At 68.9% G+C, this 13382-nt stretch carries 16 protein-coding genes; 1 reads left to right on the top strand and 15 read right to left on the bottom strand.

What is annotated here, in order from left to right:
* Positions 1 to 74: 74 nt before the first annotated feature.
* From ITJ50_RS11215 to ITJ50_RS11145, 15 genes are all read right to left on the bottom strand, one after another.
* Positions 75 to 896, bottom strand: a complete 822-nt coding sequence (locus ITJ50_RS11215) for a PP2C family protein-serine/threonine phosphatase (protein WP_017885739.1) — start codon at positions 894 to 896, stop codon at positions 75 to 77.
* A 3-nt stretch (positions 897 to 899) separates the two neighbouring features.
* Positions 900 to 1715, bottom strand: coding sequence for an FHA domain-containing protein (locus tag ITJ50_RS11210; protein ID WP_152427141.1), 816 nt, complete (start codon positions 1713 to 1715; stop codon positions 900 to 902).
* Positions 1716 to 1740: 25 nt separating this feature from the next.
* Positions 1741 to 2298: a hypothetical protein gene (locus ITJ50_RS11205; protein ID WP_017885741.1), complete on the bottom strand. Its 558-nt coding sequence runs from the start codon at positions 2296 to 2298 to the stop codon at positions 1741 to 1743.
* Between the two features lie 108 nt (positions 2299 to 2406).
* Positions 2407 to 3159, bottom strand: coding sequence for a YaaA family protein (locus ITJ50_RS11200; protein WP_228500885.1), 753 nt, complete (start codon positions 3157 to 3159; stop codon positions 2407 to 2409).
* A gap of 14 nt (positions 3160 to 3173) precedes the next feature.
* Positions 3174 to 3437: a F0F1 ATP synthase subunit epsilon gene (locus tag ITJ50_RS11195; protein WP_017885743.1), complete on the bottom strand. Its 264-nt coding sequence runs from the start codon at positions 3435 to 3437 to the stop codon at positions 3174 to 3176.
* Position 3438: 1 nt separating this feature from the next.
* On the bottom strand, positions 3439 to 4893 hold the full coding sequence (atpD, locus tag ITJ50_RS11190) for a F0F1 ATP synthase subunit beta (protein ID WP_017885744.1): 1455 nt from the start codon (positions 4891 to 4893) through the stop codon (positions 3439 to 3441).
* Between the two features lie 47 nt (positions 4894 to 4940).
* Complete coding sequence (locus ITJ50_RS11185) at positions 4941 to 5843, bottom strand: F0F1 ATP synthase subunit gamma (RefSeq protein WP_017885745.1); 903 nt, start codon at positions 5841 to 5843, stop codon at positions 4941 to 4943.
* Entirely contained in the window at positions 5844 to 7472 is a 1629-nt protein-coding gene (atpA, locus tag ITJ50_RS11180; protein WP_017885746.1) for a F0F1 ATP synthase subunit alpha, read from the bottom strand.
* Between the two features lie 108 nt (positions 7473 to 7580).
* Positions 7581 to 8375, bottom strand: a complete 795-nt coding sequence (locus ITJ50_RS11175; RefSeq protein ID WP_031259114.1) for a F0F1 ATP synthase subunit delta — start codon at positions 8373 to 8375, stop codon at positions 7581 to 7583.
* Positions 8376 to 8377: 2 nt separating this feature from the next.
* Positions 8378 to 8932: a F0F1 ATP synthase subunit B gene (locus ITJ50_RS11170; protein WP_194590514.1), complete on the bottom strand. Its 555-nt coding sequence runs from the start codon at positions 8930 to 8932 to the stop codon at positions 8378 to 8380.
* 9 nt (positions 8933 to 8941) lie between these two features.
* Positions 8942 to 9184, bottom strand: coding sequence for an ATP synthase F0 subunit C (atpE, locus tag ITJ50_RS11165; RefSeq protein ID WP_017885749.1), 243 nt, complete (start codon positions 9182 to 9184; stop codon positions 8942 to 8944).
* A 61-nt stretch (positions 9185 to 9245) separates the two neighbouring features.
* Entirely contained in the window at positions 9246 to 10106 is an 861-nt protein-coding gene (atpB, locus tag ITJ50_RS11160; protein ID WP_017885750.1) for a F0F1 ATP synthase subunit A, read from the bottom strand.
* 107 nt (positions 10107 to 10213) lie between these two features.
* Positions 10214 to 10705 (bottom strand): hypothetical protein, encoded by a 492-nt coding sequence (locus ITJ50_RS11155; RefSeq protein ID WP_017885751.1) that lies wholly within the window; start codon positions 10703 to 10705, stop codon positions 10214 to 10216.
* Positions 10702 to 11928 carry an MraY family glycosyltransferase gene (locus tag ITJ50_RS11150; protein ID WP_017885752.1) on the bottom strand — a complete coding sequence of 409 codons (1227 nt, stop codon included), beginning with the start codon at positions 11926 to 11928 and terminating at the stop codon, positions 10702 to 10704. Before ITJ50_RS11150 ends, ITJ50_RS11155 begins: the two co-directional genes overlap by 4 nt.
* On the bottom strand, positions 11925 to 12599 hold the full coding sequence (locus ITJ50_RS11145; protein WP_017885753.1) for an L-threonylcarbamoyladenylate synthase: 675 nt from the start codon (positions 12597 to 12599) through the stop codon (positions 11925 to 11927). The genes ITJ50_RS11150 and ITJ50_RS11145 overlap by 4 nt, the downstream gene beginning before the upstream one ends.
* 37 nt (positions 12600 to 12636) lie before the next feature.
* Here ITJ50_RS11145 and ITJ50_RS17900 point away from each other — a divergent pair, with 37 nt between their 5' ends.
* Positions 12637 to 13287 (top strand): HAD family hydrolase, encoded by a 651-nt coding sequence (locus ITJ50_RS17900; RefSeq protein WP_159557995.1) that lies wholly within the window; start codon positions 12637 to 12639, stop codon positions 13285 to 13287.
* The last annotated feature ends 95 nt before the right edge of the window (positions 13288 to 13382 follow it).

Genomic DNA, 13382 nt, shown 5'->3' with positions numbered 1-13382 from the left:
ACGAAGCGTGGGTGACCGACATTCCGCACGTCGGTCCCCCACCGGTCGACGTGTTCCCCCAGTTCGGGGGCCAGCTAGTGCCGCGGCAGCGTGTCCTCGAGGTCACCGTCGTCCGGTGCGGCGTCGACCTGCAGCACCACCACGGTGACGTTGTCACGGCCCCCGGCCACGACGGCGTCGCCGACCAGGCGCTCCGCCAGGTCCTGCGCGCCCGGCTCGCGTGCGGCGATCCGGGCGATGCCGGCGTCGCCGAGCTCCTTGGTCAGCCCGTCCGAGCAGACGATGTAGCGGTCACCGGCCCGCAGGGGCAGGGTCCACCAGTCCGGCGCCGGCGGCTCACCGAAGCCGACGGCTCGCGTGATGACGTTGCTGTCGGGGTGCTGTTCGGCGTCCTCGGCCCGCAACAGGCCGGCGTCCACCATCTCCTGCACCACCGAGTGGTCGACGGTGACGCGACGGAGCACGCCGTCCTCGATGCGGTAGGTACGCGAGTCGCCGACGTTGAACACGAGCGCCGCGGGCTGCCCGAGCGACGCCACGAGTGCGATCCCGGTGACCGTGGTACCTGCGCCGATGGCGTTGCCGCCGGCTGCACGCTCGATGTCGGCCGTCGCCAGGAGCAGGGCACGCTGGATGCCCTGCCGCGTGGTGAACGGTTCCGCGGTGACCTGTTCGAGCCGACGCACGACCGCGTCGCTGGCGCGGTCGCCTGCCAGGTGCCCGCCCATGCCGTCGGCGACGACGAAGAACGGCGCACCGACGATGTAGCTGTCCTCGTTGTGGTCACGCCGTCGACCGACGTCGGTCGCGGCTCCCCACGAGAGCGTCAGGGTGGCGCCGTCGGCACCGGGGACGTCGATGGCGTGCGCAGTGGCTGCTCGGCCGAGTTCGGTCACGTGTCAGGATCGCTCTCTGGTGGGTCGGGGCGTGCCGTGTGCTGTCTGATCGGAGGGCAACGGGAGAACCGGAGGCGCCCCATCTGCCGTCGGTGCGACCCGGAGGTACGGCGAGAGGACCTCGATGGCGTTGCCGTCACCGATCTCGACTACCGTACCCGTCAGCGCGACGATCGACGCACCCGACGCCATGCGGTAGGCGGGTGCACCGGCCGGGCGGACGACCGTCCCGTTGGTGGACCGGAGGTCCTGCACGACGACGGCCTCGCCCTCGGCGTGCATCCGCACGTGCGATGAGGACACCTGTCCGTACACCGACCGCACGGTCACGAGTTCGGGCTGCGGACCGCGGGTGACCCGCGGCAGCGACGGCCGTCGGCCGATGACCACCGGGTGGTCGAGCCGGAAGGTGCGGTCGCCGATGCGGATGGACGGCACGCGTGCCGTCGGCGCTGCGGGGACCGACGGCACGGTCGGGAGGCCCGGGGCAGCACCCACGGACGGGCCCGGCCCGGCGCCCGGTCGCGCTGGCAGCCGGACGACGGTGTCCTCCGGATCGGCGTCGTCAGCCGGCGCCGGCACCCGGACGGCGCCGTCGTGTCCGGGCCGGATGACGGTGTCGCCGAGGACCCCGTCGTCGGACTCGGACGCCGGGTCCGCTCCGGTGCCGGAACCGCCCGGTGCTGCGCCACGGATGACCGTGTCGCCGATGGCGTCGGCCGTCCGGTCACCGCCCGGCGATCGTCGGGGTCGCCGGATGACGGTGTCCTCGATGTCGTCGTCGCGCAACCGGAGCCCTCCCAGTGTGGTCTCCCCCACCGTAGACGATCCTGTCGACCCCAGGTCATCGCCGCTCCCACGACGGCCCACTGCCGGCGATGACCGAGCGCAGGACCAGCCCCGCGAGCGGGTCGTCCGCGCGGGTCTCGAGGGCGTAGCGTGCCCGGGTCTCCGCCCGTGCCCACGATCCGAGCGCCCAGGCGCACCACGCCCCGAGCGACAGGGCACCCGCAGCGCCCGACGAGCCGTCGAACGGGCCGTCCTGTGCCCGCCACAGCCGCCAGGCATCAGCACACCGATCCCCTGCGAGCCGGACCCTGGCACGGTCGGGCGCTGGGCCGAACCCGTGGAGCGCCGGCGGCGTCGGATCGGCGAAGGGGTCGAACACGCGGATCGACCGGGGATCCGGTGCGCCCTGTGCCGCGATGAAGGGGACCAGGGCCATCCGGGGCGCGAGCGCGCCGCACGCTGTCACCACGGCCGTCGCAGCGGCCGTCGACAGGTCGGCACGACCGGGCGCGACCAGCGCGGCCGCCGCGGCGGGGAGGGTGACCGCAGCGGCGATCTCGCGAGGGTAACGGACTGCGGAACCGGGGTCGGACTGTGCCGTGAGAGGGATCATGCACGTCATCGAAACGTGCTGCGGGCCTCCAGGCAGGGGCGCCCCGGCCATCTGTGGACCGGAGCGCCGCTGACGACGCGTGTGGAGGACGGACCGGGCGGGTCCGGCTCAGGCCGTGACGGGCTCCAGGCTCTCGGCGACCAGATCCCAGCCGCCCTCGTTCGGTTCGACGACGACACCGTGCGCAGCAGCCCACTCGACCAGGTCGCCCATGCTGCCGATGCTCGCACCGGTGCGGGCGAGCAGCGCCACCAGGCGACCCTTCGCCGTCTTGTTCCAGTGGTTCAGAGCTCGACGACGGCCGGAGCCCTCGACGCTCACCACCCGTGGTGCCACCGCTCCGGGCACGGGGCCGAGCTGCCGGTACCCCTCGGACCGCAGGTCGAGCACCAGGCCGTCCGCACGGGTCAGCAGGGAACGGGTCGACACCGCCGGCCAGTGCGCGGCCAACCGGATCGAACCGAGCCGCGAGTCGTGCGACAGCCGGTACGCCGGGATCGGGTCCCCCGCACCGATCGGCCCGAACATCGCGGACTGCACGATCACGTGCTCCGCCCACCACTCCCGGGTCGCAGCGTCCGCGTCCTGGGCACCCAACGGGTCGAACAGGACCCCCGTGTACCGCTCGATCGCAGGCATGGTGCCCGAGGTCTCGAGCTCGAGGTTCCGGAGACGCTCGGCGATCGACTTCGGACCGAGCTTGAGTGCCGTCCTGGCCGAGGACTCCTCGGAACTGACGAAGCGGGCCGCGGTGATCACCGCGGCCCGCTCATCGGCCAGTTCCGGGAACGAGAGCGCACGCAGATCGAGCGTGCGACTCGTGTCCCCGCCCTCCCGCTTCGTCTCCGAAGGCGGGAGCAGGACGGTCAGTCCGGTCAGGACGCCAGCGCGGCCTGCCGCGCGACGATCGTCACCGTGTCGTGCTCGACCGACAGGAAGCCGTCCTCGGCGTCGACCGCGACGGTCGACCCATCGGCCCGCGTGATGCGGACCTGACCCTGCGCCAGGATCGCGAGCATCGGCTCGTGTCCGGCGAGGATGCCGATCTGGCCCTCTGTCGTCCGTGCGACGACCATGGTGGTGTCGCCCGACCAGACCTCACGGTCAGCCGAGACGACGCTCACGTTGAGACCCGCCATGTCAGCGGTTCTCCTTCTGGATCTGCGCCCACTTCTCTTCCACGTCATTGATGCCACCGACGTTGAAGAACGCCTGGGTCGCAACGTGGTCGAACTCGCCGTCGGCGATGGCACGGAAGGACTCGATGGTGTCCTTGAGGGGCACCGTGGAGCCCTCGACACCCGTGAACTTCTTCGCCATGTAGGTGTTCTGCGAGAGGAACTGCTGGATACGACGAGCGCGCTCGACGGTGATCTTGTCCTCTTCGGAGAGCTCGTCGACACCGAGGATGGCGATGATCTCCTGCAGTTCCTTGTTCTTCTGGAGGATCTGCTTGACGCGCGTGGCCGTCTCGTAGTGGTCGGCACCCAGGTAACGCGGGTCCATGATGCGCGACGTCGACGCCAGCGGGTCGATCGCGGGGTACAGACCCTGCGACGCGATCTCACGGGAGAGCTCGGTCGTCGCGTCGAGGTGCGCGAACGTGGTGGCCGGAGCCGGGTCGGTGTAGTCGTCAGCCGGCACGTAGATCGCCTGCAGCGAGGTGATCGAGTGACCACGCGTCGAGGTGATGCGCTCCTGGAGCACACCCATCTCGTCGGCGAGGTTGGGCTGGTAGCCCACGGCGGACGGCATGCGACCGAGCAGCGTCGAGACCTCGGAGCCGGCCTGCGTGAAGCGGAAGATGTTGTCGATGAAGAGGAGCACGTCCTGCTTCTGGACATCGCGGAAGTACTCCGCCATCGTCAGCGCCGACAGGGCCACGCGGAGACGCGTTCCCGGCGGCTCGTCCATCTGGCCGAACACGAGGGCCGTCTTGTCGAAGACACCCGCCTCTTCCATCTCACCGATGAGGTCGTTGCCCTCACGGGTGCGCTCACCGACACCGGCGAACACCGACACACCGCCGTGGTCCTGCGCGACGCGCTGGATCATCTCCTGGATGAGGACGGTCTTGCCGACGCCCGCACCACCGAAGAGGCCGATCTTGCCACCCTGCACGTACGGGGTGAGGAGGTCGATGGACTTGATGCCGGTCTCGAACATCGAGGTCTTCGACTCGAGCTGGTCGAAGGCCGGGGCCTTGCGGTGGATCGGCCAGCGCTCGGTGATCTCGAGCTTCTCGTCCGTGTTGAGCACGTTGCCGAGGACGTCGAAGACCTTGCCCTTGGTGACGTCGCCGACGGGGACCGAGATCGGAGCGCCCGAGTCACGGACCTCCTGGCCACGGACCAGGCCGTCGGTCGGCTTCAGGGAGATGGCACGAACGAGGTCGTCGCCGAGGTGCTGCGCGACCTCGAGGCCGATCTCCTGCGACGAGTCACCGATGGTGATGGTCGTGAACAGGAGGTTGTACATCTCCGGGATTGCGTCGTGGGGGAACTCGATGTCGACGACGGGGCCCGTGACGCGGGCGATCCGGCCGACACCGGGCGCCGACGACGTCTCGACCGCGGTGGTTGCGGTGTCGGTCATGGCTGGTGCCTTCCTGAGGGTGGGTATCTGTCCGCGAACGACGCGGACTACTTCTTCTTCGACGAGAGGGCGTCGGCGCCGCCGACGATCTCGGAGATCTGCTGGGTGATCTCCGCCTGACGCGCGTTGTTCGCGAGTCGGGTGAAGTCACGGATCAGCGAGTCGGCGTTGTCGCTGGCCGCCTTCATCGCCTTCTGCCGTGCGGCGTGCTCGGAAGCAGCCGACTGCAGCATGGCGTTGAAGATGCGGCTCTCGATGTAGACCGGGAGCAGCGAGTCGAGCACCGCGTCGGCGTCCGGCTCGAACTCGTAGAGCGGCAGGGGCTCGTTGCCCTCGGGCTCATCGATGCCCTCGACGACCTCGAGGGGCAGCAGGCGAACGACCTGGGGCTCCTGGGTCGCCAGGCTGATGAACCGGTTGAACACGATGTGGATCTCGTCCACGCCGCCCGCAGCGGTGTCCTGGAGGAACTTCGCCACGACGGCGTCGCCGATCTCCTTGGCCGTCGAGAACTCCGGCTGGTCGGTGTTGCCGACCCACTGCTGCTCGGACGGACGCTCACGGAACGCGAAGTACCCGACGGACTTGCGACCGACCAGGTAGTAGACGACGTCCTTGCCCTCGCTGCGGAGCAGGGAGGCGAGCTCCTCGCCCTGCTTGAGGACGTTCGTGCTGAACGCACCGTTCAGGCCGCGGTCCGAGGTGAAGAGCACGACGGCTGCACGGGTCGACGACTCCGGCTCGGTGGTCAGCACGTGGTCGACGTTCGAGAACGTCGCCACGGCCGACACCGCACGCGTGACGGCCCGCGAGTATGGACCGGACGCAGCCATACGGGCCTGCGCCTTCTGGATCCGCGACGCCGAGATCAGCTCCATCGCGCGGGTGACCTTCTTCGTGGTCTTCGCCGACTTGATCCGCTGGCGGTAGACCCGGACCTGCGCTGCCATCTAGCGACGACCCTTGACGATCTGCTCCTGGTCGACGTCCTCGGCCTCGGCCGCGTCGAACTGCTCGGAGCCGAGGGTCTTGCCGTCGCTCGTCTGGAAGCTCTTCGTGAACTCGTCGATCTGCTTGTCCATCTCGGCGACGGTGTCGTCGCTGAGCTGGTTCGTCTCGCGCAGGGTCGTGAGCACGTCGGAGTTGCGACGCAGGTGGTCGAGCAGCTCGGACTCGAAGCGGAGCACGTCCGGCACCGGGACGGTGTCGAGCTTGCCGTTCGTGCCGGCCCAGATCGAGACGACCTGCTCCTCGACCGGGTACGGCGAGTACTGCGGCTGCTTGAGGAGCTCGGTCAGACGTGCACCGCGCTCCAGCTGACGACGCGACGCCTGGTCGAGGTCGGACGCGAACATCGCGAACGCCTCGAGCGAGCGGTACTGCGCCAGCTCGAGCTTCAGCGTGCCGGAGACCTTCTTGATCGACTTCACCTGGGCGTCACCACCGACGCGGGACACCGAGATGCCCACGTCGACGGCCGGACGCTGGTTCGCGTTGAAGAGGTCCGACTGCAAGAAGATCTGGCCGTCGGTGATGGAGATGACGTTGGTCGGGATGTACGCCGAGACGTCGTTCGCCTTGGTCTCGATGATCGGGAGACCCGTCATCGAGCCCGCGCCGAGCTCGTCGGACAGCTTCGCGCAACGCTCCAGCAGACGGGAGTGCAGGTAGAAGACGTCACCCGGGTAGGCCTCGCGGCCCGGCGGGCGACGCAGCAGGAGCGACACCGCACGGTAGGCCTCGGCCTGCTTCGACAGGTCATCGAAGATGATGAGGACGTGCTTGCCCTGGTACATCCAGTGCTGGCCGATGGCCGAACCGGTGTACGGGGCGAGGTACTTGAAGCCGGCCGGGTCGGAGGCCGGGGCGGCGACGATGGTGGTGTACTCCATCGCACCGGCGTCCTCGAGCGCACCCTTGACGGAGGCGATCGTGGAGCCCTTCTGGCCGATGGCGACGTAGATGCAGCGGACCTGCTTGTCCTCGTCGCCGGACTCCCAGTTGGCCTTCTGGTTGATGATCGTGTCGATCGCGATGGCCGTCTTGCCGGTCTGGCGGTCGCCGATGATCAGCTGACGCTGACCACGGCCGACGGGGATCATCGCGTCGATGGCCTTGATGCCGGTCTGCAGCGGCTGGTGGACCGACTTGCGGGCCATGACGCCGGGGGCCTGCAGCTCGAGGGCACGACGGCCTTCGGCTGCGATCTCGCCGAGACCGTCGATCGGGGCGCCGAGCGGGTCGACGACGCGACCGAGGAAGGCGTCGCCGACGGGGGCGGAGAGGACCTCACCCGTGCGGGTGACCTCCATGCCCTCTTCGATGCCGCCGAACTCGCCGAGCACGATGGCGCCGATCGAGTCCTCATCGAGGTTCTGCGCCAGGCCGAGCGTGCCGTCCGCGAAGCGGATGAGCTCGTTCGCCATGACGCCGGGGAGACCCTCGACGTGGGCGATGCCGTCACCGGCGTCGGTGACGTGCCCGACCTCGGCCGTGGAGGCCTTCGTCGGCTCGTAGTTCGAGACGAAGTCCTTCAGGGCATCACGGATCTCATCGGGGCTGATGGTGATGTCTGCCATGGGATTTTCCTTGTGGTTTTCCGGGGCCCTTCGGCTCCGAGAGGGTGACGCTGCCGAACTCGGCAGTTCCCGTTGTGGACTTGGGGAGGAGCGGCTTCGACCGTACGCCTAGCCGGCGAGCTGGAGCCGGAGCTCCGAGAGTCGCGTGGACACGGTGCCGTCGATGACGTCGCCGCCGATCTGCACCCGGACCCCGCCGACGACCGTGGGGTCGACGACCTGGTTGATGCTGATGTCCTTGCCGTACCGCTCGGACAGACCGCGCGTGACGCGGGCCGACTGGGCGGGGGTCAGGTGCGTCGCCGTGACGACCGTCGCGACGAGCTTGCCGGCCTGCTCGGCCACGATGCGCGATGCGTCGCGGACGATCTCACCGATGCGACGACCACGGGGCTGCTGCACCAGGGACGACACGATGATGACCGTCTGCTCCGACGCCTTGGCACCGAGGAGCCGCTCGACGAGCGCGCCCTTCTGCTCGGGGCTGCCGAGCTTGGTGCCGAGCGCCAGCTCGAGTCCGGCGTCCGAACGGACGGCGGTCTCGAAGGCGAACAACTCCGACTCGATCGACGAGTCCGGACCCGCGGTGGCGGCGACGGCGCGGATGCCCGCGTCCTCGATGCCGGCGAGCAGGTCCTGCTGCGAGGACCAGCGCGAGCCGGCCACCGCGGTCAGGACCGCACGCGTCGCGTCCGACTGTCCGGCGAAGACACGGTCGATGAGGACCTTCTTGCCGGCCGCGTCGGCCGTGGGGTCGGACAGCAGCCCGAGCAGCTGCGGCGCACCGGCGATCGCACGCCCGGAGGCGAGGATCTCGGCACCCGCGACCAGGCCGGCGCTCGGACCGAGGTCCGAGAGCACCGCCCTGGTGGACGCGAGTGCTTCTCTGGTAGCGCTGCGCATGCTCAGTGCTCCCCCGTCTTCGTGGCCTGCGAGGCCTCGAGGTCGGCGAGGAAGCGGTCGACCACTGCGGTGGACTTGGCGTCGTCCTTGAGGGACTCACCGATCACGCCGGACGCGAGGTCCAGCGCGAGGGTGCCCACTTCGGACCGGAGTGCCTGGACGGCGCTCTGGCGCTCGGCCTCGATCTGCGCCTGTGCGTTGGCCGTGATGCGTGCTGCATCGGCGGTCGCCTGCTCGCGGACCTCGTTGCCGATCGCCGTGGCGTCGGCGCGGGCCTGATCACGGATGCGCGATGCCTCGGCACGTGCATCAGCGAGCTGCTTGTTGTACTCCTCGAGCGCAGCAGCGGCCTGCTCCTGAGCGGCCTCGGCCTTCTTGATGCCGCCCTCGATGGCCTCGGTGCGCTCATCGAGCATCTTCGTGATGCGCGGCGTGACGACACGCCACATCACCAGGAAGATGATGACGAAGGCAAGCGCCGACCAGACGACGTCGTACAACGGCGGGATCAGCGGGTTGTGCGTCTCCTCCGCCGCGATGATGAGTGCGTTGTGCATCGAGGAGCCTTAGTTGGTGCCGGTGAAGATGAAGTACGTGGCGATACCGATGAAGGCCAGGGCCTCGGTGAAGGCGATACCGATGTACATGAGGGTCGTCAGGCGGCCCTGGAGCTCGGGCTGGCGAGCGACGGACTCGATCGTCTTACCGACGACGATGCCGACGCCGATGGCCGGGCCGATCGCTGCGAGGCCGTAGCCAACCGTCGCGATGTTGCCGTTGATCTCCGCGAGAACGGTCGTTGCGTCCACGTGTTTTCCTTTCGAGGTGCGGGTCCGACGGTCGTCGGTCCCGTAGGGGGTCAGTGAGGAATCAGTGCTCGTCAGCCAGCGCCAGCTGGATGTAGACGGCGGTGAGGAGCATGAAGACGTAGGCCTGCAGCAGCGCGACGAGGACCTCGAAGAAGCTGAACGCGATGCCGAACGCGATGGTCCCGACGCCGAAGGCCTTGAAGCCGAGCGAAGCGTCGAAGAAGAAGAACTGCGTGGCCGAGAAGAACAGCACGAGGAGCAGGTGCCCCACGACCATGTTCATCAGGAGTCGCAGCGTCAGGGTGACGGGACGGAGCACGAAGGTCGAGACCAGCTCGATCGGCGTCACGATGATGTAGAGGAACCACGGCACACCGGGCGGGAAGAGCGAGTTCCGGAGGAACGTGCCCGGGTGCTTGCGGAGACCGGCGTAGATGAACGCGACGTACGCGACGATCGCCAGGATCATCGGCATCGCGATGCGACTGGTCCCGCCGAGGTTCATGAACGGCACCAGACCGGTCAGGTTCATGAACAGCACGCCGAAGAAGATCGTCGCCAGGAGCGGCAGGAAGCGCTTGCCGTCCTTCTCGCCGAGGTTGTCGAACGTGTTGCGGCGGACGACGTCGAACGCGTACTCGATGAACGCCTGACCGCGGTTCGGCACGAGCTTCAGTGCACGGGTACCCACGAACGCGAACACCAGGAGCACGGCGACGGCGAAGAATCGGATGAGGACGAGCCGATCGATCTCGAACGGCGTCCCTGCCCACAGAAGAGCATCGGGGAAGAACTCGTTGATCGACGGACCATGGAACTCGGCGGCCTTGCTGCTCCCCGCCGCGACGGTGTCAACCGCAGCGGAGAGGGACAGGGGAAGAGCGTGGGATAGCAGCGCTGTCTCCTGTGTCGGCGCGCGCACATCATGGCACGCGATGGTGGACGTTGTGGAGGCTCGCCCGCCCCGAGCGAAAGGCTCCGGTAGCGGACTTCGAGAAGCCTATCAGGTGCGAGAGGCTTCCCGGCTTCTCAGACGCGGGGGGTCGGGTTCCCAGCGTCCGCGGAGTCGTCGAGACCGTCGCCCGGCAGCCGGACGTCGATCGGGGTGCGGGCCTTCGCGACCGCGACGACGTCGATCACCAGGGAGCCGACGACCCCCGCGATGATCACGATCGCCAGCACCGGGAAGTCGACCCAGTCGCGGTCCCTGAGCAGGACCAGCAGCACGATGAAGACGATGAACTTCAGCAGCCAGGTGCCCATCACGATCCCGAAGAACGCACCCGAGATCATCTGGCCCTTCGACACCCGCAGCGCGACGAGGACACTGACCGCGGTGAGGCCGAGGAACACGACGCTCAGCACCGCGCCGAGCAGTCCCCCGACCAGCCCGGGGCCGTCCGCGACGAGGAACCCGATGAGTCCGCCGACGACCGCCAGGGCGACGGCGAGGACCGCTCCCCAGGTGATGATGCGGCGGAACACCGGCCGGACGTGGTCGAGCGCGTTCGGTGCGGTCACGTGATGTCTCCAGGGATCGTGCGGTCGTTGGCGGCCCGGTCGAGCGGGTCGAGGCTGGCGTCCACCACGGCGGCGGAGCGGTTGGCGGTCTGCGCGGCGATCTCGGCGCGCTTCCGTCCGAGCGGCGCGAACGTCGCGACGGCGCAGACGGTGAAGCCGACGGACACGAAGACGACGACCCAGTACCAGTCCACGAAGAGGAACAGCAGGCACCCGAAGGCGACGGTCGCGGTCCAGGCGTAGAAGATCAGCACCGCGTGGAAGTGCGAGTGCCCCATGTCGAGCAGGCGGTGGTGCAGGTGCTTCCGGTCGGCCGAGAACGGCGACTTCCCCGCGCTGAGCCGTCGGGTGACCGCGAGCCCGAAGTCCAGGATCGGGACGATCAGGATCGCGAACGGCAGCAGGATCGGGATGAACGCCGGCAGCAGCGCCTGGCGTGTCTGGACCGCCGCCGGGTCGATGTTGCCCGTGACCGAGACCGCACTCGTGGCCATCAGGAACCCGACGAGCAGCGCGCCGGCATCCCCCATGAAGAGCTTCGCGGGGTGCCAGTTCAGGATGAGGAAGCCGAAGCAGGCCCCGACGAGGACCGCGGTGAGCAGCGACGGCAGGTTGAAGAAGAACTCGGTCTGCACGACCACGCGGTTGATGAAGAACGTGTAGAGGAAGAACACGCCGCCGGCGATGATCGCGACACCGGCCACCAGCCCGTCGAGCCCGTCGATGAAGTTCACCGCGTTCATCACGAGCACCACCGCCAGCACGGTGAAGATCAGGCTCATGTACGACGACCCGACGCCCAGCGTGTTGCCGATCGGCAGCGACACGATCGCGACGCCCTGCCAGGCGAGGATGCCCGCCGCGATGATCTGCCCGGCGAGCTTCGTCATCCAGTCGAGGTCCCAGATGTCGTCCGCGACGCCGAGGACCACGATGATCGTCGCTCCCCCGAGCACCGCGAGCACACGGCCCGGCTCGGAGAACACCAACCGGAAGTAATCGGTCCCCGCGATCGACGGGAACAGGAACCAGGCCGCCAGCAGCGAGACGATGACGCCGATGTACATCGCGATGCCGCCGAGCCGCGGCGTCGGGGTGCGGTGCACGTCCCGCTCACGGACCTGCGGGTACCACTTGTACTTCAGCCCGAGCTTCCAGACGATCAGGCTCATCACGAAGCTCACGACCGCGGCGATGGCCCCCGCGAGCAGGTAGTACTTCATGTGACGAGGTCGGCTCCGACGACCCGGATGATCTCCTCGTCGGGGATCACCCCGTGCCGGACGATGCGGAGCTTCCCGCCGTCCGACAGCCCGGTGGCGTCGACGATGGTCGACCCCGTGCTGGCCTCGAAGCCGTCGTGCACCTCGATCGGCCCGCCGTCCAGGTAGATCGCGACGCTGTCCCCGAGCATGCGTTCGGCGGCGTCGACGTCCATCGCGGCCGGGTCGCCCGTGGAGTTCGCGGACGAGACCGCCAGGGGCCCGACCTCCTGCAACAGCTCGAGGGCGATCCGTGAGTCCGGCATCCGCAGGGCCACCGTGCCACGCGTCTCGCCGAGGTCCCAGTCGAGCGACGGCTGGGCGTGCAGGATGACGGTCAGCCCGCCGGGCCAGAACTCGGCCACCAGGTCGCGCACCGGCTGCGGGACGTCGCTGGCGAGGGCGTCGAGCGTGGGCGGACCGGGGATGAGCACGGGCGGCGGGGACTGCCGTGTGCGGCCCTTCGCGTCGAGCAGCCGCTGCACGGCGGTCGCGCTGAAGGCGTCCGCGGCGAGGCCGTAGACGGTGTCGGTGGGGACCACGACGAGCTCTCCGCGTCCGAGGGCGGCGCGTGCGAGCCGCATCCCGGTCAGGAGCCCGTCGGAGTCGGTGCAGTCGTATCGGGATGCCATGACTCGACGATGATAGTGCGACACAATGGTGGACATCGTGAACGAGACGCCTGCACCCCCGCTCCTGTTCCTCTTCGACATGGACGACGTCCTGGTCCGGTACGACTGGAAGGTGCGCATGGCCGCACTCTCCGAGTTCACCGGACACGCGTTCCAGGAGCTCCGACGCCGCTGGTGGGACTGCGGTCACGAGATGCGCGCCGAGGCCGGTGGGTTCGCGGACGGCGACGAGTACCTCGCTGCGTTCGAGCGCGCGATGGAGTGCGACGTCCCCGAGGCCGACTGGGCCCGGATCCGCGGCGCCGCGATGACCGAGCTGCCGGAACGCATCGAGGCGGTCCGGATCGCGAGCGAGCACGGGCGTGTCGGGCTGCTCACCAACAACGGTCCGCTCGCCGGCCGGTGGATCCACGAGTGGGCACCGTCCCTGCCCGAGGTCTTCGGCGAGCACCTCGACACGACGAGCAACTTCGGCGCCCGCAAACCCGAGCCCGAGGTCTTCCAGCGTGCGATCGCCCACCACGGGGTCCCCGCCGAGCGCACCTTCTTCGCCGACGACATGCCCGAGAACATCGCGGGTGCGCGGAGCGTCGGCATCCACGCGGTGCTGGTCGAGCACGACACCGACCTTCGCGAGCACGTCCGCGCCTTCGTCGCGGCGCAGCGCGAGACCTCCCCCGTCGCCTGACGAGCGCTCACACCCGCCGACACGCCGTCGTCTTGTCAGGACGCCGCCAGACACCGCGGCGTCTCGCGCACATCGCGGCGTCTCACCGACACGAC

Origin of the sequence: Curtobacterium sp. VKM Ac-2889, from assembly GCF_015350855.1 — a bacterium.
Classification (GTDB): Bacteria; Actinomycetota; Actinomycetes; order Actinomycetales; family Microbacteriaceae; genus Curtobacterium; species Curtobacterium poinsettiae.
This window is presented reverse-complemented; position numbering and strand designations above follow the sequence as displayed.